Origin of the sequence: Desulfococcus sp., from assembly GCF_041737845.1 — a bacterium.
Taxonomy (GTDB): Bacteria; Desulfobacterota; Desulfobacteria; order Desulfobacterales; family Desulfococcaceae; genus Desulfococcus.
On the sequence record NZ_JBGSQX010000146.1, the window covers coordinates 86,136 to 107,242 of the forward strand.

20 protein-coding genes are annotated in these 21,107 nt (G+C 62.1%); 13 read left to right on the plus strand and 7 right to left on the minus strand.

Annotation, left to right across the window (positions count from 1 at the left end; translation table 11 throughout):
- Window position 1 precedes the first annotated feature (1 nt).
- Both odhB and lpdA read left to right on the plus strand, forming a co-directional pair.
- The gene (gene odhB / locus ACEW8N_RS17550; protein ID WP_373501153.1) at window positions 2-1,336 is read left to right on the plus strand and encodes a 2-oxoglutarate dehydrogenase complex dihydrolipoyllysine-residue succinyltransferase; all 1,335 of its coding nucleotides are present in this window, start codon (window positions 2-4) and stop codon (window positions 1,334-1,336) included.
- 1 nt (window position 1,337) lies between these two features.
- Window positions 1,338-2,750, plus strand: coding sequence for a dihydrolipoyl dehydrogenase (gene lpdA, locus ACEW8N_RS17555; RefSeq protein WP_373501154.1), 1,413 nt, complete (start codon window positions 1,338-1,340; stop codon window positions 2,748-2,750).
- Window positions 2,751-2,843: 93 nt separating this feature from the next.
- Here lpdA and ACEW8N_RS17560 read toward each other — a convergent pair whose 3' ends face one another.
- The 3 genes from ACEW8N_RS17560 to ACEW8N_RS17570 all read right to left on the minus strand — a co-directional run bounded on the left by ACEW8N_RS17560 (window position 2,844) and on the right by ACEW8N_RS17570 (window position 6,984).
- On the minus strand, window positions 2,844-4,496 hold the full coding sequence (locus tag ACEW8N_RS17560; RefSeq protein ID WP_373501155.1) for a glutamate synthase-related protein: 1,653 nt from the start codon (window positions 4,494-4,496) through the stop codon (window positions 2,844-2,846).
- A gap of 289 nt (window positions 4,497-4,785) precedes the next feature.
- Entirely contained in the window at window positions 4,786-5,505 is a 720-nt protein-coding gene (locus ACEW8N_RS17565) for a GAF domain-containing protein (protein ID WP_373501156.1), read from the minus strand.
- Between the two features lie 177 nt (window positions 5,506-5,682).
- Window positions 5,683-6,984, minus strand: a complete 1,302-nt coding sequence (locus tag ACEW8N_RS17570) for a helix-turn-helix domain-containing protein (RefSeq protein ID WP_373501157.1) — start codon at window positions 6,982-6,984, stop codon at window positions 5,683-5,685.
- Between the two features lie 180 nt (window positions 6,985-7,164).
- On the opposite strand from ACEW8N_RS17570, the gene ACEW8N_RS17575 reads away from it, so the two are divergent.
- From ACEW8N_RS17575 to ACEW8N_RS17615, 9 genes are all read left to right on the plus strand, one after another.
- Window positions 7,165-8,751 carry an ABC transporter substrate-binding protein gene (locus tag ACEW8N_RS17575; protein ID WP_373501158.1) on the plus strand — a complete coding sequence of 529 codons (1,587 nt, stop codon included), beginning with the start codon at window positions 7,165-7,167 and terminating at the stop codon, window positions 8,749-8,751.
- Window positions 8,752-8,754: 3 nt separating this feature from the next.
- On the plus strand, window positions 8,755-9,828 hold the full coding sequence (locus ACEW8N_RS17580) for an ABC transporter permease (protein WP_373501159.1): 1,074 nt from the start codon (window positions 8,755-8,757) through the stop codon (window positions 9,826-9,828).
- A gap of 4 nt (window positions 9,829-9,832) precedes the next feature.
- Window positions 9,833-10,750 (plus strand): nickel transporter permease, encoded by a 918-nt coding sequence (nikC, locus tag ACEW8N_RS17585; RefSeq protein WP_373501160.1) that lies wholly within the window; start codon window positions 9,833-9,835, stop codon window positions 10,748-10,750.
- The gene (locus tag ACEW8N_RS17590; RefSeq protein WP_373501161.1) at window positions 10,750-11,604 is read left to right on the plus strand and encodes an ABC transporter ATP-binding protein; all 855 of its coding nucleotides are present in this window, start codon (window positions 10,750-10,752) and stop codon (window positions 11,602-11,604) included. The genes nikC and ACEW8N_RS17590 overlap by 1 nt, the downstream gene beginning before the upstream one ends.
- Complete coding sequence (locus ACEW8N_RS17595; RefSeq protein ID WP_373501162.1) at window positions 11,601-12,392, plus strand: ABC transporter ATP-binding protein; 792 nt, start codon at window positions 11,601-11,603, stop codon at window positions 12,390-12,392. The genes ACEW8N_RS17590 and ACEW8N_RS17595 overlap by 4 nt, the downstream gene beginning before the upstream one ends.
- Before the next feature lie 60 nt (window positions 12,393-12,452).
- On the plus strand, window positions 12,453-13,205 hold the full coding sequence (locus ACEW8N_RS17600) for a hypothetical protein (RefSeq protein ID WP_373501163.1): 753 nt from the start codon (window positions 12,453-12,455) through the stop codon (window positions 13,203-13,205).
- An 11-nt stretch (window positions 13,206-13,216) separates the two neighbouring features.
- Window positions 13,217-13,702: a ferritin family protein gene (locus ACEW8N_RS17605; protein WP_373501164.1), complete on the plus strand. Its 486-nt coding sequence runs from the start codon at window positions 13,217-13,219 to the stop codon at window positions 13,700-13,702.
- Between the two features lie 7 nt (window positions 13,703-13,709).
- A complete protein-coding gene (locus ACEW8N_RS17610) occupies window positions 13,710-14,519 on the plus strand; it encodes a thermonuclease family protein (RefSeq protein ID WP_373501165.1) in 810 nt (269 codons plus the stop codon).
- 498 nt (window positions 14,520-15,017) lie between these two features.
- Window positions 15,018-15,644, plus strand: coding sequence for a GAF domain-containing protein (locus tag ACEW8N_RS17615; protein WP_373501166.1), 627 nt, complete (start codon window positions 15,018-15,020; stop codon window positions 15,642-15,644).
- Between the two features lie 154 nt (window positions 15,645-15,798).
- Here the strand turns inward: ACEW8N_RS17615 and ACEW8N_RS17620 are convergent, their stop codons facing one another.
- The 4 genes from ACEW8N_RS17620 to ACEW8N_RS17635 form a co-directional block, all read right to left on the minus strand.
- A complete protein-coding gene (locus ACEW8N_RS17620) occupies window positions 15,799-17,049 on the minus strand; it encodes a competence/damage-inducible protein A (protein ID WP_373501167.1) in 1,251 nt (416 codons plus the stop codon).
- A gap of 19 nt (window positions 17,050-17,068) precedes the next feature.
- On the minus strand, window positions 17,069-17,362 hold the full coding sequence (locus tag ACEW8N_RS17625; protein ID WP_373501226.1) for an acetate--CoA ligase family protein: 294 nt from the start codon (window positions 17,360-17,362) through the stop codon (window positions 17,069-17,071).
- Window positions 17,244-18,224, minus strand: coding sequence for an acetate--CoA ligase family protein (locus ACEW8N_RS17630; protein WP_373501168.1), 981 nt, complete (start codon window positions 18,222-18,224; stop codon window positions 17,244-17,246). The genes ACEW8N_RS17625 and ACEW8N_RS17630 overlap by 119 nt, the downstream gene beginning before the upstream one ends.
- A gap of 76 nt (window positions 18,225-18,300) precedes the next feature.
- The gene (locus ACEW8N_RS17635) at window positions 18,301-18,795 is read right to left on the minus strand and encodes an enoyl-CoA hydratase/isomerase family protein (protein ID WP_373501169.1); all 495 of its coding nucleotides are present in this window, start codon (window positions 18,793-18,795) and stop codon (window positions 18,301-18,303) included.
- Between the two features lie 345 nt (window positions 18,796-19,140).
- On the opposite strand from ACEW8N_RS17635, the gene pncB reads away from it, so the two are divergent.
- Together pncB and ACEW8N_RS17645 are read left to right on the plus strand one after the other, a co-directional pair.
- Window positions 19,141-20,328 (plus strand): nicotinate phosphoribosyltransferase, encoded by a 1,188-nt coding sequence (gene pncB, locus ACEW8N_RS17640; protein WP_373501170.1) that lies wholly within the window; start codon window positions 19,141-19,143, stop codon window positions 20,326-20,328.
- Window positions 20,325-21,101: a hypothetical protein gene (locus ACEW8N_RS17645; protein WP_373501171.1), complete on the plus strand. Its 777-nt coding sequence runs from the start codon at window positions 20,325-20,327 to the stop codon at window positions 21,099-21,101. The genes pncB and ACEW8N_RS17645 overlap by 4 nt, the downstream gene beginning before the upstream one ends.
- The last annotated feature ends 6 nt before the right edge of the window (window positions 21,102-21,107 follow it).

Consider the following 21,107-nt stretch of genomic DNA (forward strand, 5'->3'; position numbering starts at 1 on the left):
CATGGCAGTAGAGATCAAAATCCCCGGCGTCGGGGAGTCGGTTCAGGAAGCGATTCTGGCCCAGTGGTACAAGGCGGATGGAGAGACGGTGAAAAGAGAGGATCCGCTTTTCGTGATCGAGACGGACAAGGTCACCCTGGAGGTGGTGGCAGAGGCTGACGGGGTATTGAAAATCCTGGTGCGGGAAGGGGAAACCGTGGCCATCGGGACGGTGGTTGGCACCATCTTGACCGGCGGCGAGGCTGCCGCAGAAACGCCTGCGCCTCCGAAAGAGGCAGCCCCTGAGGCAATCAAAGATCGACCGGATCGCAGGGCTGAAGCGGCACCGCCCGGCAAAAAGCTTCCGGAAAAAGCAGCGCCCGTGAAGGCGCCGGGGGAAAAAACCGAAAAACCGCCCCGGGAAGCGGAAACCCCACGGGAAGCGCCTCAGGCGGCTCCGGAGGCCGGGGGAGACGAGGCGGATCTGTCGCCCTCGGTCCGGCGGCTTGCGGCCCTTCACCGCATCGATCCCGGCCGGATCAAGGGGAGCGGGCCCGGCGGGCGCATCACCAAGGGGGATGTCCTCCTTTACCTGGAGGCCCGGGCTGCGGCGCCGGACAAGGCCCCGTCCGCTCCCGCCGCCCCCGCCGGGGCATCCCCGGCCGTCGAACGGAAGCCCATGAGCCCCATCCGCAAGCGGATCGCCGCCCGCCTTCTTGAGGCCAAACAGAATACGGCCATGCTGACCACCTTCAACGACATCGACATGAGCCGGACCATGGAGATCCGGTCCCGGTACAAGGATGAATTCAAGAAAAAGCACGACGTGGCCCTGGGATTCATGTCCTTCTTCATCCAGGCCTCGGTCCGGGCGCTCATGGAGTTTCCCCAGATCAACGCCTTCATCGACGGCGACGACATCGTGTTTCACCATTATTACCATATCGGCATCGCCGTGGGGTCGCCCCGGGGCCTGGTCGTACCGGTCATCCGGGACGCCGACCGCATGGGCTTCGCGGACATCGAGCGGGCGATCATCGATTACGTGGCCAAGATCCAGGAGAACCGCCTGGAGCTTTCCGATCTCGAAGGGGCGACCTTCACCATCACCAACGGCGGCGTTTTCGGGTCGCTCCTGAGCACGCCGATTTTGAACCCGCCCCAGAGCGGCATCCTGGGGATGCACCGGATCGAGAAGCGCCCGGTCGTCATCGATAACGAGATCGTCATCCGCCCCATGATGTACGTGGCCCTGAGCTACGACCACCGGATCGTCGACGGCCGGGAGGCGGTGACATTCCTGAAACGCATCAAGGAGATGGTCGAAAACCCGGAACGCATGCTGATGGAGGTCTGATATGGCGGAGGCAAAAGAATACGATCTGATCGTGGTGGGCACAGGGCCCGGCGGATATGTGGCGGCGGTACGGGCGGTTCAGCTCGGGTTTACGGTGGCGTGCGTCGAAAAGGAGGCGCGCCCGGGCGGGGTCTGTCTCAATGTCGGGTGCATTCCCAGCAAGGCCCTGCTCGATTCCAGCGAGCACTTCATCCAGGCCAAGGAAAAATTCCAGGATCACGGGATCCGTTTCGAAGGCATCTCCTTCGATCTGACCGCAATGATGAAGCGTAAGGACAAGGTCGTGGCCGATCTGACCGACCAGGTGAGAAAACTCCTGGAAAGAAACGCCATCGACATTGTTAGCGGCACGGCAAGCCTTGCAGGCCCCCATGAGGTTGCGGTGATCACCGAAGGCGGCGGTGAAAGGATCCTCAAGGCCAAAAACATTCTTCTGGCCACCGGCAGTGCGCCCATCGAGGTGCCGGGGCAGGCCTTCGACGGCAAGGTGATCGTCGATTCCACGGGGGCGCTCTCCTTTGATGCGGTGCCGGACCACCTGGTGGTGGTGGGGGGCGGTTACATCGGGCTGGAGCTGGGGTCGGTCTGGCGGCGGCTGGGGGCAGCAGTCACGGTGGTGGAGATGCTGCCCAGGATCGCGGCGACCCTGGACGGCCACGTGAATCGGGCGCTGGAAAGGGTATTGAAGAAACAGGGGATGACCTTCCACCTGAATACCCGGGTCTCCGGGGCCGAGGTGAAGGACGGGAAGGCCGCGGTCACGATCGAGGGAAAGGACGGATCATCGACCCTGGCATGCGACCGGGTTCTGGTGGCAGTGGGCCGCAGGCCCCTGACCCGGGGGCTCAACCTCGAACCGGTGGGCGTCGAAACGGACGAACGCACCGGACACGTCCGGGTCAACAGCCGGTATCAGACCCGCGTCGATTCCATCTATGCCGTCGGCGACCTCATCCCCGGGCCGGCCCTGGCCCACAAGGCATCGGCCGAAGGCGTCGCCGCCGTTGAAAATATGGCCGGAATTCCCGGCGAGGTCAATTACGACGCCCTGCCGGCCGTGGTCTATACCTGGCCCGAGGCGGCCAGCGTGGGCATCACGGAGGAGACGGCCAAGGAAAGAAAGATCCCCTACTGCACCGGGACCTACCCCTTCTCCGGGGCGGCCCGTGCCCGCTGCATGGGAGAGACCGAGGGTTTCGTCAAGCTGATCTGTCATTCCCGGACGGACCGCATCCTGGGGGTCCACATCCTGGGTCCCCATGCCGCCGAGATGATCGCCGAATGCGTGCTGGCCATGGAATTCGGCGCGGGTTCGGAAGACATCGCCCGGGCGGTCCACGGCCATCCGACCCTTTCCGAGGCCCTCATGGAGGCGGCCCAGGCCGCCCGGAAATGCTCCATCTATACCTCGTGATTCCCGGGCGTCGGCGGCGTACTCCCACAAAAAAGCCTTCCGGAAGGCATTCCCCGGAAGGCTTTTTTCGACATCACATCAGATTGTCAACCATTATGAATTGAGGATCTTCTTTGCGCTTTCGTCATTGACATCGCAGACGTGGGGAACCCCGGTCTCGTAGGCCGTTTCCCGGTTGCCCGAGAAGATTTCCTGCCGCGTGATCTGGGACATGGAGAATTTCCGCGCCCCGGCCATGAGCTGCTGCAGGCCGCCGGCCAGCTTGTCCGCCAGGGTGTAGAAGGCGATGGCGCCGTAGGGGATGTGCTTCATCTCGTCCTTGCCCACCTTCTTTTCCACGTCGAAGTAGCAGGCGAAGATCTCCTTGGCGCTGTTTCCCACCCGCTGCACGGTTTTCGGCAGTTCGGCCCAGTTACCGTTGACGGCCGCTCTCCTGTCGGGGAAAAGCGCGCCCTCGATGTTGGCGCCCACAAAGCCCGGGATCATGACGGCCCGTCCCATGCAGACCAGTTTGGTGAACGGGGCGCCCAGCGCCAGGGCCTTGAAGATGTGGTCTTCCGTGGCAAACCCGCCGGCAAAGGACATGTCCACGACGCTGTGGCCCTTCGCCGCCAGGATGCTGGCGTATTGGTAGGCCTTGGCGTGGAGATGGATGGACGGAACCCCCCAGCTCTGCATCATGTTCCAGGGGCTCATGCCGGTGCCGCCGCCGGAGCCGTCGATGGTGAGAAGATCCAGCTTGGCGTCGGTGGCGAACTTGATGGCCATGGCCAGCTCCTCCATGCCGTAGGAGCCGGTCTTCAGGGTGATCCTGGTGAATCCGATGCTCCGCAGGTACTCGACATTGTTCATGAAGTCCCGGCGGACCTGGTCCACGGTGTTCAGATTGGTCGCTCCCAGCCGGCTGTGGCGGGCGAAGGATTTGATGGAGCCGTTCTCGAAAGCCTCCTGGACCTCGGGTATGGTGGGATCCGGATCCACGATATAGCCCCGGTCTTTCAGGAAAAGCGCGTAATCAAGGCTTCTGACCTGGATTTCTCCGCCGATGTTTTTGGCGCCCTGCCCCCATTTGAGCTCGATGATGCATTTGTCGCCGTACTTGTCGGCAACGAACTCCGCAACGCCGTTTCGGGTGTCTTCCACGTTGAGCTGGACGATAATGGCGCCGTTGCCGTCGAAATACCGGAGGTAGCCGTCGATGCGGCGCTCGAGCTCCGGAGCGCTCTTGATCTTGCCCTTGCGGGCGTCCCCGGGGGAGATCTCGGATTTCCGGTCCACGCCCACGACGTTTTCACCGATGACCACGGGGATGCCCACCAGTGCCCCGCCGATGGCAAATGCGTCCCAGTATTTTTCCGCAACGAAGGTCGATCCCATGGCCCCGGTCATGAGGGGCATGCTGATCCTGGTTTTGACGGCTTTTCCAAATTCGGTGGCCAGGCTGACATTCGGGAAGATGCAGTCGTCGGGATCCGAACTCATCCCCTCGGACAGTCCGCTTGCCCCATAGGCGTATCCCTGGATTCTCAATGAATTGTAAGACACCCCCACATGGGTGGTGTTGTTGGCCCCCGCGGTTACGATGCCGAAGCTTCTCGGATAGAGAAGCTTTCGCCCGACCAGGCTGGAAAGCCACGTTTCACATTTGCCCTCGCAATCCGCCCGGCACAGGGTACAGAGCCCCGACTCCGCCGGATTGCCGCGGTTCAACGTCCCCAGAACGTCATTTGCTTTAGAAAAGCGCACGGTTCCTTCTCCTTTTTTTCATCTGTCGCAGATGAGTTGATGTTTGACGATACAACGCCGACGATTCCTCAAAAACAAAAAAGGCGCCTGTCTTCGTAAGCGAAGATATCAGACACCTTTGTCTATACGTTCTTTTTTGATCCCCGCACGCCGTTGTGCGCGGATCAAAAAGCATTTTGTTGAATTTGCGGGGATATTAGTGCTACTGAAATTATCTGTCAAGCATAAATAATAAAAATGGCGGCATCGTTAATTTTTACTAAAAAGCCGCCGGGGGTCCGCAGTGTCGCTACTGGTGGTAAACCTCTTCGGAGAGCAGAATGGCTTCGGCGACCTGGCGCATGGATTTCCGGTTGTCCATGCTCTTTTTCTGGATCCAGCGATAGGCTTCGTCGCCTTTCATGCCGCGCCGGTGCATAATGATCTCCTTGGCCCGCTCGATGACCTTCCGGGTCTCGAGTTCCTCCTGGATGACCTTGGTCTTGACCATCAATTCGGCGTTGAGAATGGCCAGGGCCGCCTGGTTCGAGACCGCCGTGATGAGGTTGACCTCGGTTTCCGAAAAATCGTGGGGCGCCGACGTAAAGCAGTTCAGCACGCCGATCACCTTTTCCCCCTTGACCTGGAGCGGGACGCTCAGCATGGAGACGAGGCCGAGCTTCCGGGCCATCTCCTTTTCCTTGAACCGCTTGCTTTTCAGAACGTTCTTGACGATCAGCGGGCGGTTGTGGGTCGCCACATACCCCACAACCCCCTCGCTCAGGTCGAGGGACCGGTCTTTGACATACTCCGGGGCGATGGCCTGGGTGGCCTTCAGCCGGATCTTCAGCGCACCGTCCATCTCCTCGATCAGCCACAGGGAGCAGATGTCCACGCCGGTGACCTTGGCCGTGACCATGACGATGAGCTTCAGGAGGTCTTCCAGGAAGAGATCCGATGTAATGGCCCGGCTGATATCGGTGAGGGCCTTCACATACGCGTCGTGGGACTGGCGGGTGTCTGTTTTCATGGGGCAAGTATATCTGAAAAAGAAAAGCGTGACAAGGCTGCTGCCGACAGGCTGCTGCCGACAATGGCGCGCCATCGCGGCAGCATGGCTGAACACGGCCGGTTTCTTTGGGCCGGGACGGTTCCAGGGCGGTTTCCCCATCGGAACGGGGCGCCTGCCGTCATGCCGGGGAGCGGGTTATTTGATCTTGAGCCAGAGCAGACGCGCCGGACCCGGCCCGGGATTTTTCCACTGGGTGGGAATTTCGGAGGTGAGATAGACGATGTCGCCGGCCGCAAGATCATGGAGGACATGCTTGATTTCCGCCTGAAGCCGGCCTTCGATAAGGTAGCCCAACTCCTCCCCCTTGTGCATGTAGAAGTGGGCGGCGAGGGCCGCTCCGCCCGGGATCTCGATGACGGAGGGCTCGACCTTGTAATCCGCCCCCGGGGGGGTCAGGACTTTCCCGGAGATGGCGTCCCTGGGAAGGTTGGGAAAGTAAATGTTCACCCCCTGGGTCACGGAGAAAACCACCGGATCGCTTTGATCGTTCTCTTCCTGGAAAAAAGCCGAGACCTTGATGGAGAGGGTTTCGGCGATCTTGAACAGTGCCGAAAGCGACGGGTGGATCAGGTTGCTTTCGATCTGCGAGATGGTGCTGGGCGTGACTCCCACCGACCGGGCGAGTTCGGTCTGGGAAAGCCCCTGCCGGGTGCGCAGCTCCCTGAGCCGCTGGCCGATGTCGATGGGGCCCGAAGCCCGTTTCTGGTCCTCAAACCGTAGATCCGTCCCGTCGCTCCAGTACTGGATGGGGGTGTTGAGGGTATTGGGATGACGCTTTTCGGCCTTGAGGATGGTCAGGGCGGATTTTCCCCGCCGCATGGAGAGATCCATGGCCACCTGGGCGATCTGGTTGATGTGGGCCTTGAGCTTGACCGAGTGGGCCGCCTTTTCCGCGATCCAGTAGGCGATGGTGTTGAGTTCGTAGAGCTGGGGGCAGGTGTGGGTGTAGAACTTGAGGATCTGGTCCTCTCCGCCCCAGAGGTCCTGCATGCCCGTCAGGCTTTCGAATACAAACCGGACATCCTCCCGGAGGGGCTTGTGGATGCCGTAGATCGCCTCCATGACCTGTTTGGGGTCCCAGGGTTCGTTCACCTTGATGATCCGGTAGGGCCACCGGGCGCCGTTTTTTTCATAGAACTTGTTGAAGATGTCGGAGCCGTCCCCCTTGCCGCAGGTAAAGCAGTCCACGATGGTCATGTGCTGATTTTCCGCAAGGGCGCCCAGCTTTTCGAGGAGGTTTTTGGGCGACCGGTCGAAGCTCACGTAGACGATCGCCTTGTCCGCGGCCTGGCTGGCCTGGATGAAATTCATGCAGAACACCCCGGCCAGGCTGCCCGCGTCATCGTACCAGACCACATTGTCGCCGATGAACAGCCCGCCCAGCAGCCGATCCAGTTCAGCCACCCCCGAAGAAATCCGAATGTGTTTCGATCCCATGATGACAGGCCTTTTCCGGCATTCAGGAATAGTGACGGCGGTTTTCCGCCGGAACGAAAATAGAGGAATTATCCGCCCCTGTCAACGATTCCGACCCCCCGCCGTACAGCCGGCTTGACATTTCTCCTGAATCCATGTGAAATTTCAACAAAACAAACGATTCACCAGAAGGAGGTTCCGATGAAGAGATGGCTGGCATGCGCCGCGGGGCTGATCCTGATCTCCACCGCCGTCTGCTCCCGGGCGGAGATCCCCGGGGACACCCTGGTCATGGCCTGGCAATTCGACGACATCATCACCCTGGACCCGGCCGAGATCTTCGAGTTCTCCGGCGCTGAATACGCGGCCAACACCTACGACCGCCTGATCGGATACGATATCGGCGACGTAAGCCGGATCCGCGGCGAGGCGGCTGAAAGCTGGACGGTCTCGGATGACGGAAAAACTTACACCTTCAGGATCCGGGACGGCATCTCCTTCACCTCCGGCAACCCCCTGACGGCCCGCGATGCGGCCTTTTCCCTTCACCGCCTGATCCTGTTGAACAAATCGCCCGCCTTCATCCTGTCCCAGTTCGGGTACACCCCCGAAAACGTCAGAGAGAAGATCCGGGCATCGGACGACAGGACCCTGGTCATGGAGACCGACAAGGTCTACGCGCCGACTTTCCTGCTTTACTGCCTGACGGCGACCGTGGGGTCCGTGGTGGACATGAATACGGTGATGACCCACGAGCAGGACGGCGACATGGGGCATGCGTGGCTCCGGACCCGCCATGCCGGCTCCGGGCCGTTTCACCTCAAAAGCTGGAAGGCCGGAGAGTCGATTTTTCTGGACCGGAACGACCGGTACTGGAAAGGCCCCTCCAGGATGCGCCGGGTGATCCTCCGCCATATCGCCGAACCGGCCACCCAGCGCCTCCTCCTGGAAAAAGGGGACGTTGACATCGCCCGGAACCTGGGGCCGGACCAGATCGCCGGCATCACGGCGAACCGGGATATCGTCATCCAGACGGCGCCCAAGGGCGGCCTCTTCTACCTGGGCCTCAACCAGAAGCACGAAGTCCTCAAACACCCCGGGGTCCGTCAAGCCCTTAAATACCTGGTCGACTACGAGGGCATCGCCGGGACGATCCTCAAGGGCGCCATGGTGGTCCATCAGGCGTTTCTGCCCCGGGGATTCCTCGGCGCCCTCGAGGAAAAGCCCTTCTCCCTCGACGTGAAACAGGCCAGGGCGCTGCTGGCCGAAGCGGGCTATCCCGAAGGTTTTGCCGTCAGCATGGACGTCCGGAACGCCTTCCCCACCATCGACATGGCCCAGTCCATCCAGTCCACCTTCGCCCTGGCGGGGGTCAAGGTGGAGATCCTCCCCATGGACGCCAAGCAGGCCATCACCAAGTACCGGGCGAGAAACCACGAGATCCACATCGGCCGCTGGGGGCCCGATTATCAGGACCCCCACACCAACGCCGGCACCTTCGCCGCCAATCCCGACAACGCCGATGATGCCGATGCCAAAACCCTGGCCTGGCGGAATGCCTGGGACATTCCCGACATGACGCGGAAAACGGCTGCGGCGGTCGTTGAGAGGGATCCGGTCAAGCGGGCCCGGATGTATCTCGATCTTCAGAAGGAGCATCAGGCCGTTTCGCCTTTTGTCATCCTGTTTCAGGACATCGAGACGGCGGCGTGCCGGGCAAATGTGAAACAGTTCGTTCTGGGCCCCAGCTTCGACAGCAATGTTTACCGGCTCACCGAGAAGGAGTGACCCGTGACCGAGGACGACGTTCCCGAAGGCCGAAACAGGGCGCAGGCTCTCCGGCACCGGCGTTTGGCCGGGGCGATGCGGGCCGCGGCAGGCCTCCTCGTCTCCGTGGCCCTGACCTTCGCCGGCCTGCTTTTCATCACCTTCCTGATCGGACGGGTCGTCCCCATCGATCCGGTTCTGGCGGCCGTGGGAGACCGGGCGCCCGCGGACGTGTATGAGCGGGTGCGCGTCGAGTTGGGGCTCCACCTCCCGCTCCACCGGCAGTTCGCCCGCTATCTCGCCCAGGTGTTGCGGGGGGACCTGGGGATGTCCGTGCTGACGGCGAATCCGGTGGCGCAGGATATCCTGAGGGTTTTCCCCGCGACCCTGGAACTGGCGACCTCGGCCACCTTCATCGGCGTGTTCCTGGGCGTGCCCATGGGGGTTTCGGCCGCCGTCAACCGGGGCCGCTGGCCGGACCATGTCCTTCGCGTCGTCGGCCTCTTCGGCTATTCGGTCCCGGTCTTCTGGCTGGGGCTCGTGGGACTCCTGCTCTTTTACGGCCGCCTCTCCTGGCTTCCCGGCCCCGGGCGGCTGGATGTGGTCTACGAGGGGTGGATCGACGGGGGGACCGGCGTGCTGCTCATCGATGCGGCCATGGCCGGGGAATGGGCGGTCTTCCGGAACGCGGCGGCCCACCTGGTGCTCCCGGCCGCCATCCTGGGGTATTTCAGCCTGGCCTACATCAGTCGAATGACCCGGTCGTTCATGATTGAACAGCTCGGCCGCGAATACATCGTGACCGCCCGCGTCAAGGGCATGCGCGAATTCCGGGTTGTGTGGGTCCATGCTCTGGGAAACGCGTGGGTGCCCCTGGCGACGGTGATCGGGCTCAGCTATGCGACCCTCCTCGAGGGGTCGGTGCTGACGGAGACCGTCTTCGCATGGCCCGGACTCGGGTTCTATCTGACCCGCTCGCTTCTGAGCGCCGATATGAACGCCGTCCTGGGGTGCACCGTGGTGGTGGGCGCGATCTTCATCGGGATCAATCTCTGCTGCGACGCCGCCTACAGAATGCTCGATCCCAGGGCGAGGTAGGCCGATGCGCGCACGCCTCTTCCCGCGCCTCCGCGCCTGGCTCACGAGCGACGATCCGACCTCCCGGGCACAGGCCCGGTGCGGCCGCGCCTGCCATGCCTGGCTTCGGTTCATGGAGAACCGTCCGGCCGTGGCCGGGCTCATGATCATCCTTACCCTGCTCACGGTCGCCGCGGCCGCGCCGGCCCTGGCGCCCTTTGCGCCCAACACCCCGGATCTGCAGAACCGCCTGCTGCCCATGGGCGGCGCGCACTGGCTCGGCACGGACGAACTGGGCCGGGACATTCTGAGCCGAATCATCCACGGGGCACGGCTGACGCTCTATGTGGTCTTCCTGGTGGCGTCCATCGCGGCGCCCATCGGGCTCATCGTCGGCACGGTCTCGGGCTATGCGGGCGGGTGGGCGGACAGGGTCCTGATGCGGGTGACCGATGTCTTCCTGGCTTTCCCCAAGCTGATCCTGGCCCTGGCCCTGGTCTCCGCGCTGGGGCCCGGCATCGAGAACGCCGTCATCGCCATCGCCGTCACCTCCTGGCCGGCCTACGCCCGGATCGCCCGGGCCGAAACCCTCACCTGCCGCCGGGCCGGCTTTATCCAGGCCGTCCGGCTCCAGGGCGCTACGCCCTTCCGGATCATCCGGGGTCATATCATCCCCCTCTGCGCCCCGTCCCTCATCGTCCGGGTCACCCTCGACATGGCCGGCATCATCCTCACCGCCGCGGGCCTGGGGTTTCTGGGCCTGGGGGCCCAGCCCCCGCTCCCGGAATGGGGGGCCATGATCTCGAGCGGGCGGAAATTCCTTCTCGACCAGTGGTGGGTGGCCACCATGCCCGGCGTCGCCATCTTCCTGGTCAGCCTGGGGTTCAATCTCCTGGGGGACGGATTGCGGGACCTCCTGGACCCCGCAGAAGGAGGGCGCTGATGCCCGAGGCGCCCCTCCTGGTGGTGAAGGACCTCACGGTCGCCTTTCCCGGCCGGAGGGAGATGGTCCGGGCGGTCCGGGGGGTCAGTTTTTCGATGGGGCGGGAAAAACTGGGGATCGTCGGAGAGTCCGGTTCGGGCAAGTCGGTGACCGGCAGGACCCTCCTCGGCCTGACGCGGAAGGCCGCGGAGGTTCGGGCCGAAACCCTCTCCTTCGACGGCATCGACCTTCTCCGGGCTGATGAGAAAACCTGGCGCCGGATCCGCGGCAGACGGATTTCCATGGTCATGCAGGACCCGATCTTTTCCCTCAACCCGGTCATGTCCGTGGGCAGCCAGATCGCCGAGGCCTGCCGCCTCCATTCCCGCCTCTCCCGGGGGGCCGCCCGCCACCGCGCCCTCGGGCTGCTCGAAGCCGTCCGGATCCGTGACCCGCGGCGGGTATTTCACCTCTACCCCCACGAGGTCTCCGGCGGCATGGGACAGCGGATCATGATCGCCATGATGATCGCCGCCGGACCGGACCTGCTCATCGCCGACGAACCGACCTCCGCCCTGGACGTGACGGTGCGGATACAGATCCTGGCTATCCTGGACGACCTGGTGACAAGGCGGGGGATGGGGCTCATCTTCATCAGCCACGACCTCAACCTGGTGGCCGCCTTCTGCGACCGGGTCCTCATCATGTACGGCGGCAGGATCCTGGAGACCTGTCCGGCGGACAGGCTGCACGAAGCCAGGCATCCCTATACCCGGGGCCTCCTGAGCTGCATGCCGGAAATCGGGGGCCCGGGCGGAAGGCTGCCGACCCTGGAGCGGGATCCCGCGTGGCTTGCGGGGGACGAAAGATCATGATAGACGTGGTCGGGCTCCATGTGGTATTGGGGCATGGTTCCGGCCGGGTCCACGCCGTGCGCGGGGCCACGTTTCACGTGGACGAAGGGGCGACCTTCGGCCTGGTGGGGGAATCGGGCTCGGGAAAGACGACGGTCCTGAGGGCGATCTGCGGCCTCGACCCGCCGGCCCGGGGCGGGATCGCCATCGCCGGGAAGCCATTGCCCGCGAGGCGCGGCATGGCTTTCTGCAGGCAGGTCCAGATGGTGTTCCAGGACCCCTATGGTTCCCTGCACCCGAGGCACACCGTCGACCGGATTCTGGAGGAGCCGCTTGCCATCCACCGGATCGACGGGGTGGACCGGCGCATCGCGTCGATCCTGGATGAGGTGGGGCTGGGGCGGCGCTGCCGGTTCCGGTTTCCCCACCAGCTCTCGGGTGGGCAGCGGCAGCGCGTCGCCATCGCCCGGGCGCTGGTCCTCGAGCCGCACGTCCTGCTCCTGGACGAGCCGACCTCCGCTTTGGATGTATCGGTTCAGGCCGAGATCCTGAACCTCCTGGCCGATATCCGGACGCACCGCCGAATGACAGCGGTTCTTGTGAGCCACGATCTTTCGGTTGTGAGCCACATGTGCGACCGCCTGGCCGTCATGAAGCAGGGCGCCGTCGTCGAGCATCTGGCCGTGGAAGCGCTCCGGCGCGGGGAGCCGCAGCACCCGTACACCCGGCAGCTCCTTGCGGCGAGCTTGGGGTATGACCGGGCGGCAGTGGACGGTTTCAGGGAAACCACCAGCGCGGAAGACGCATAGGAAGCATGGCGACGATCTGACGGGGTCTCGGTCCGGAGGCGTCGACATCAGGAGGAGATCATGAAGATTCCGGGGACCCCCTGTCCGGGCGTCCGAAGAACCGCGCCTGGAGAAAGCAGCGATGGCATGCTGAAACACTGTCTTTCGGTGATGGTCGTGATGCTCCAATGCTTTTTCCCTTGTTTTTCAGCGGCGGAAGACAGCGGGTGGAGAAACCGGCGCGCGGGCTGGTATATCGGCGGCTATCTGGGGCAGTTGACCGATTCCGCGGTTACGGATATGGCGAGCCTCCGGGTGGATGCCGTACCGTCTTACATGGGGGCGCTGGTCGTCGGCAAGGAGATCTACCGGTACAAAGATCTGCTGGATATCGAGGTCGAAGTCCAGATCGCCAAATACTTCAACGCGTATGTCTTCGCGTGCGACACGGAAGACTGCCTTGCCTGCTGCCCGGATGATCTGCCCAGCGCCACGCAGGATCACGCGGAATTCAATGCGCTCTTCGCCCTGCGCTGGCTCCGGTTTCCGTGGGACCGGTACGTCGATACCAGTTTTGCCGTGGGAGAGGGCTTTTCCTATGCGACCCGCGTCCCGGCGGTGGAAAGGGATTTGCACGGCGAGTTGACGGGGCTGGATCCCGCCACGTCAAAGCTGCTGAACTACCTGATGTTCGAAGCGGCCTTCGGGCTGCCGTCCTATCCGAAGTGGGACCTGATCGTGAGGCTTCACCATCGTTCCGGGGTTTTCGGCCTTTTCAACGACGTCCATGGCGGATCGAACGCGATCGGCGTGGGACTGCGGTACAAACTCTAGCGGAGGAAAGCATGTTTCTGGCGAATGAGGTTTTTGACATGGCCGTTCAATTCGAAAAAAACGGAGAGGCGGTCTACCGCAGCGCCGTTTCGAATGTTCCGGATCCGGCACTGGCCGCTCTTCTGGAATGGATGGCCGACGAGGAATCCCGGCACGCGGCGTTCTTTTCCCGCCTCAAGGCGAAAAAGGCGGCCGGCCGACACCCCTTCTCCCGGGAGCTGACCCGGGAGCTGCTGGACGAGATGATCGGGGAGCAGACTTTTTCTCTCGGGGACGCCGATTTCTCCGCGATCGAACATCAGGAGGAGCTGATCCGGATCTTCCTGGAATTCGAGAAGGATACCATCATTTTCTACGAAATGCTGACCCCTTTTATCGAGGATGCCGAGACACGGGCGTCCGTCGAGACGATCATCGATGAAGAAAACACCCATATCGAACGTCTGAAGGTTTTTCTGGACCGTGAGGAAACCCACCCCGCCTTCACCGACTGCTGAGATCGAAATGCCGACGGCATGCCGCGGGCCGGCCGCCCGAAGCCCCCGGAAGGGCGGATGCGCCGTTTTCGGGAGGGTCCGGCTCTTGCTGATCCTCTGCTGCTTCGGGTTCTGTTTCGGGGACGCGAGTGACCTCCCGGCAGACACCATCCTCCTCAAAAACGGGTCGCGGATCGAGAACGTGGAAACCTGGGAGGAGGACGGCCTGGTCAAATGCTCACGCTTCGGGTCCGTCATCGGCTATCCCCGGGAAGAGATCCTGTCGGTATTGGCCGGGCCGGTAACACCGGTGCCCGCCGAAGCGCGGCCTCCTGCGGTTTCTTCCCCGGGCGGTGCGGCGCCCCTGGCGGCGGCCTCTGCGGATCCGTCGTCCCCGGATTTCCGGATGAACCACCTCTTCGACGGCGACAGCTTCAAGGCCTCGGACGGCAACCTCACCGTTCATATCCGGATCGTCGGCATCGACGCTCCCGAGCGGGGCAACGGGAAGAAAGGAACGCCCGGTCAGCCATACAGCAGCGCCGCCGCCGATCACCTGAGGGGCTTGATCTCGAACCGGCCCATCCACATCAGGGGGTACGGGATGGACGGCTACAACCGGCAGCTTGCGGAGGTGTCCGCGGACGGCCGGAACGTCGGTCTCGACATGGTCGAGGCCGGTTATGCCGAGGTCTATTCGGGGCGGCCTCCGGAGGGGTTTGATCCGAAGCCTTATGTTGAGGCGGAGGCACGCGCGCGGAAATACGGCCGAGGCATGTGGGCACAGGGCGGGATGTACGTCTCCCCCGGGAAATGGCGTTCCCGCAGGCCCCGGTAGACCTTGGTTTATGCGGTTCGGCTCGGACGCCTCTGGAGATGCCTTGCCGGGGTTAATCGAGGCGTCGCGGACCCGTGTTTAAATGAATCCCGTTTTAAAAATGAAGTAAACTTTTTTACTTGATTTTTCTTAAATCACTGCATACCATAATAGCAGTCCCGGCTTTCGATCCGTGAAGTGACCCCTGATGCTTCAACTGCCTGCGCACCCGGTCTGCAGCCCGTTCTACCGGCGCATCTCTTCTTCCTCCGGCGATCGCCCCCGTCGAAACCGGTTTCCGGTACCCCTGCTCTCGCCCCGTCATCGGACGGCGCACACACCTTGCATTTTGATTTTTCGCAGTCCATCCGAAACGGAGTCCACAAGGAGGCGCCTGTGAAACTGAAATGCTGCTTTCAATGCTTCCGGCGGAGTCCGTGAGGGATCCCCGGAAGCCGAAATATCCTGATCCATCCCCAGCACCGATGCATCGAACACCCAAGGACAAAGGAGGGCAGAATGAACCGGAAAGTCATCAATTACGAGTCGTTTGTGAGGATTACCAAGGCCATCTCCCACTCCAGGGACCCGGAGGAAGTGGTGCTCATGACCGTGGAGGGCATCAAGACCGCCTTGAACGTCAAGGGCTGCACCCTCTTTCTTTTCAACCGGAAAACCCATGAACTGGAAATCGCGGCATCTTTCGGACTCAGCAAGGAATACCTCAGCAAGGGGCCTATCAGCGCAATGGCGTCCATCGCCCAGTCGCTGGAAGACGGGCCGGTCGCCATCTCCGACGTGGAAGACGATCCCAGGCTTCAATACCCCGAAGCCGCCATAAAGGAAGGCATCAAATCGATTCTTGCGGTGCCCATCATCGTCGGGGGGAGGCTCTTGGGCGCGCTCAGGGTCTACACCGCCGAACCCTGGGAATTCACCCTCGATGACGTCAATTTCGTGCAGGGTCTGGCCCAGATCGCCGGCATGGCCATTGACATGTCCCGCCTCTACCAGGGTCAGAAGGAAGCCATCGAGGTCCTCAAGCAGATGCGGGAAGCCCAGACCACCGCTACAAAACGGCGGACGCCCTACGAGGGGGTCCCGGTCAGCGTTCCCGCCTCGGAGGCATCAAGGAAGGCATCCTGACCCAAGGCATCAGGGATGAACGAGCCCTTGATGCCGAATCTCGGGGACGACGCCAGTCGAAGCGCCTCCATTCCGGAATGGAGGCGCTGCTGGAATGACGGCAGATGATCCGCTTATGCCCGGCGTCGTTTTTGAGGGGTGCCGGCCGGTTTGCCTACCCCTGCCCCATCAGTTCCCGCCTCAGGAGATCCATTGCCTTCATGGCGAACATGGATTTGTTCATGTCCCGCGAGGCGAAATTGAGGCGGACCTGCGTGCCGTTCGTCGCGACCGGCCCGGCCAGTGCGATGCAGACGGTACCGACGGGCTTTTCGGCGGTGCCGCCTCCGGGGCCGGCGATGCCGGAGACGGAAAGGCCGTAGGTCGCGCCGGCGATCCGTCTCACCCCCGTTGCCATGGCCGTGGCCGTCTCCACGCTCACGGCGCCGTGACGGATGATCGTGCCGGGGGAAACGCCCAAAACCGCGGACTTGGCGTCATTGGCATAGGTGACGGCTGAAAGGAGGAAATAGTCCGAACTGCCGGGAACATCCGTCATCCAGTTGGCGATGAGGCCCCCGGTGCAGCTCTCGGCCAGGGCCAGGGTCGCCTTCCGATGGCGGAGCAAGCGCCCCACGACGGCGGCCATGGATTCCCCATCCATGGAAAAAATCCGGTCGCCCAGCCGGTGGGCGATCCACGCCTCCACGGCCCGCATCTGATTCGACAGGGCTTCCCGATCCGATCCCGCGCCGTAGAGTTTGACCTGGATTTCCGGGAATTTTGCCCGCAAGCCGAGCTTGATGCCCGGAAAGGCCTGTTCCAGGCCCCTGAGCCGATCCTCGGTGGCCGATTCGGTGAGTCCGAAGACGGAGAGGGTCCGGTTCAGGTGAGCCCGTCGATTAGGTCCCATCATCCCGTCGATGATCGGTCGGACCTGGTCCCTGAACATCCGTTTCATCTCGAAGGGTACGCCGGGCATGAACCAGAATCGGCATCTGCCGATGGTGAGGGAAAATCCCGGCGCCGTGCCCACGGGATTTTCCAGGACGGCGGCCCCCCTGGGCAGGAGGGCTTGCTTGCGGTTGGAATCCGGCATGGGGAGTTTGCGGCCCGCAAAGTAATTCCGGATCATGTCGAGGACGCCCGCGTTCAGCTCAAGGGAGACGCCTGCGGCCCTGGCCGCTGCTTCACAGGTCAGGTCGTCCCCGGTCGGGCCCAGCCCGCCCGTCACCACTGCGATATCGGCGCGATCGCCGATCTCCGTCAGGACACCGGTGATGGCCGCCGGATCATCCCCCACGCACGCATGTCGCGACACCGTGATGCCCATGGCCTCGATCTTGCGGGAGAGCCAGGCGGAATTGGTGTCGACCAGGGCGCCGGTCCGGATTTCATCCCCGGTGGCGACAACCTCTGCAATCATTCGTGACACTCCTCTCTGGTTATCCGTTCTTGGGCGCCGGCAACCGGGACTCCGGATGGAGGATGATCCGGGCGTCGACGATGCTGATGCCGTTTTCGTGGACGATCACCGGATTCAGATCCATCTCCAGGATGTCGGTATAGGCTTCGATGAGGTCGGAGCAGACCAGGAGGATCGACCTCAGCGCCCCCTTGTCATACGGCCTCGTCCCCCTGACGCCGTTCAGGATGGGCGCCGATTTGGTCTTTTCGATCATTTTTTTCGCGGAGTTGGGGGAGATGGGGAGCACGCGGAAGGAGACGCCCTTCAGGATCTCCACCAGGATGCCGCCCAGGCCGCACATGATGACGGGGCCGAACTTGGTCGTCGGCTTTCGTGCCGATGATGACCTCTTTGCCGCTTCGGGCCATGGGCGACACGAGTACCCCCCGAACGCGGGCATCCGGTCGGAATTCCCCGGCCCTTTTCATCATGTCGTCGAAAGCCCCGCGAACGTCGTCTTCGCTCTTCAGGCCCAGTCTCACCCCGCCGGCGTCGCTTTTGTGGAGAATGTCCGGGAAGACGAGCCTGAGGGCCACGTCGCCGCGGATTTCTCCGGCGAAGCTGACCGCTGCATCGGCCGTCTCGGCCAGCATCTCCCGGGGTACCTGGACGCCGTGCAGGTGCAGCAGGCGCTTGGCCTCATGCTCCAGAAGAACGCTGCGGCCCTCCCGCCGGGCGTTTTTAATAAGCCTTTTTCCTTCCGGCTTCGCTTTCTGACCCCAGTTGAGTATGAAATTGGTTTTGGCGTGATAGCTCGCGAGATAATTGCCGCGTTCGGCCAGAACCGAGATGCGCTTGCAGGCGATATCCAGGGAATCGTAGACGGTGATGCCGTAATATCGAAGCAGGTGCAGGGAATGTGGCTTCTCGGAATTGTACAGGCTGTGGAGAACCATAGGCTTCTTGCGTTTCTTGACCATTTTACCCATCTGGTGGACCGCGCCTTCTTCCATGAGGGAGAGGGATTCGGTGAACCGGATGCCGTACCCCCCGAAAAGGCCTACGATCAACAGACCGCCGACGCTTGCGGTCCCGCAGGCTGATATCGGCGCATCGGGCAAAGATCGTTGGATCCGCGTCCGTGCCGCCGGCGTCGTGATCAGTGCCAGATCCACCGGCCCATCGATGTCCATAATGCTTCCATATCATTTCAGGCCCAGAATTCGACGCTCGTTGGGATTGACCGGGTAGATCGTTCCCTCATATTTCTCATCGATCAGCGTCCGGATGGCCTGGCAGCCCCGTTCCGACCAGGCCTTGAATCAGCCGGAAGGCGCCTCCGGTCACCGAGGAGGCCACCTTGGCCTCCGGCAGCCCCATCCGGGCGTCCTCGGCGGCGATGCGGATATCGCAGGCCAGCGCCAGTTCGAACCCTGACCCGACGGCATATCCCTTGATGGCGGCAAGGATAGGCTTGTCGAACCGGATGAGACGCCGGGAGGCCTGCTGAAGTTCTTCGAGGTAGGCGCGGTACTCCGAGAGGCTTCGATCCCGGCTGTCCTTGAGATCGGCTCCCGATGAAAAGGCCCTGCCCTCTCCGGTGAGGATCACGACATGGATTTCGGGGTCCGTTCCGGCATCCGTGAGGGAAGCCTGAAAATCGATCCATAACCTGCGGTTCATGGCGTTCAGGACATGGGGGCGGTTCAGCGTGATGACCCCGATCCGCTGCCTTTTTTCGTATGCGATACATTCGAGATTCATGGTCGAGTCTCCTCCTGATTATAGAGACGTTCAGATAATGATTTTGACAAGGCAGAGGGAGGAAGGCGTATAGGTCATACGTCGACGAGCGATAACGAAGCCAAAATCTTTATCTGAAGGTCCATCAACAGGGTCGCATTCGTCTTTGTTTATGCATAACCGCCACGGATGTCAAAAGGATTTGGCCGCCTTGCCGGCAAAACGGTATGGATGAATGAAGCTCTTTTTTAGCGATAAAAAAATTGACTTTGTCCGGATTGTGTTTGAATAGTATGAGCATAAGACATAACTGCCCATGATTCTATACAATCTTTTATTGTACAGATGGCCCTAAAAGGAAAAACCATGATCATCAACTCGCTTCTGGATACCGATCTGTACAAACTCACCATGATGCAGGGGGTCCTCCACCAGTTCCCGTGGGCGGAGGTGGAATACGAGTTCAAGTGCCGGGACGAGGGGATCGATCTGACCCCCGTCGTTGATCAGGTGGCGGCTGAAATCGATCATCTTTGCACCCTGCGGTTCACCCGGGAAGAGCTCGACTATCTGGGCGCCATGCGTTTCATGAAAAAGGATTTCATTCAGTTTCTGAGGCTGTTCCATCTTCAGCGGGACTATGTCCACGTCAGGAATGAAAACGGCCTCTTCCGGATCAATATCACGGGCCCATGGCTCCATACCATCCTGTTTGAGGTGCCGGTGCTCGCCATCGTGAACGAGGTCTATTTCCGCGATATTCAGCCCCACCCGGATTTCGAGGCGGGCCGGGAAAAACTCATGGAGAAGATCTCTCTCGTCAGGGCCTCCAACGAGGAGAACCTGGGGTTCGGCTTTTCGGATTTCGGAACAAGGCGGCGGTTTTCCAGGACCTGGCAGGATCGCATCATCAGCACCCTCAAAAAAGAGCTGCCCCGGAATTTCATCGGCACCAGCAACGTCTATTTCGCCGGGAAATACGACCTCACCCCCATCGGCACCATGGCCCATGAATGGATCATGGCGCCGCAGGCCCTGGGGCCGCGGCTGGTGGACAGCCAGAAGTTCGCCCTGGAGCACTGGGCCCAGGAATACCGGGGGGATCTGGGAATCGCTCTCTCCGACACGGTGGGGTTCGAGTCCTTCCTGAGTGATTTCGACATGTATTTCGCCAAGCTCTTCGACGGGTGCCGCCACGACAGCGGCGATCCCTTCCAGTGGGGGGACCGGCTCATTGCCCACTACCGGAAATTGAAGGTGGACCCCCGATCCAAGCGGGCCATATTCAGCGACGGCCTCTCGTTCAAGCGGGCCATCGAGATCGCAAGGTATTTCAAGGGCCGGATGCAGACGGCCTTCGGCATCGGCACCAACCTCACCAACGACATCACGGAGAAGGCGGTCCAGATCGTCATCAAGATGATCCGCTGCCAGGGCGCGCCCGTCGCCAAGATTTCGGACAGCCCCGGCAAGCAGATGTGCAAGGACGTCGAATACCTCACCTACCTCAAAAGTGTCTTCAAAAGAAAGGTACAGGCAGGGGGCGAACCATGAAAACGCTTTTGCTGATCATCGACCCGCAGAACTCGTTCTGCGACCCTTCGGGGGAGCTTTACGTCGCCGGGGCGGAGAAGGACATGGCGCGGACCGCCGATCTGATCCGCCGTCGGGGCCCCGATATCCAGCGGATCATCGTGACCCTCGACGCCCACAACAAGATCCATATTGCCCATCCGGTCTGGTGGATCGACGCCGACGGCAATCCGCCGGAGCCGTTTACCCGGATCTCCATCGAAGATATCGACGCAGGGCGGTATCGGGCGGCGGACCCTGCCCACCGGGCGTGGACCCGGGCCTACCTGGCGGCGATCGGGTCCCATGTCATCTGGCCCTGCCATTGCCTGATCGGCACGCGGGGTCATGAGGTGTTCGGGCCGCTTCTTGCGGAGTTGAACGCTTGGCGGGAGGCCTTCCACGACCTCGATTTCGTGATGAAGGGGTCGAACCGGTTCACGGAGAATTTCTCCGCCGTGCGGCCGTCCATGGAGGTCCCGGGCGATCCCGCCACGCAGGTCAACCGCGGCCTCCTCCGGAGCCTGGGCGAGGCCGGCCGCATCTGGGTGGCCGGAGAGGCGTCGTCCCACTGCGTGGCCGACACCGTGACGGACATCCTCCGCTTCAGCGAAACCCCCGCCATTGCCCAAAAAATCGTCCTTCTCGCCGACGCCATGTCGCCAGTACCCGGGTTCGAAGCGGCGGCGGACGATTTTTTTCAGCGGATGCGGGCGGAAGGGGTCGGGGTCTCCGACACCGTCCGGGTGGCCTGACCCCCT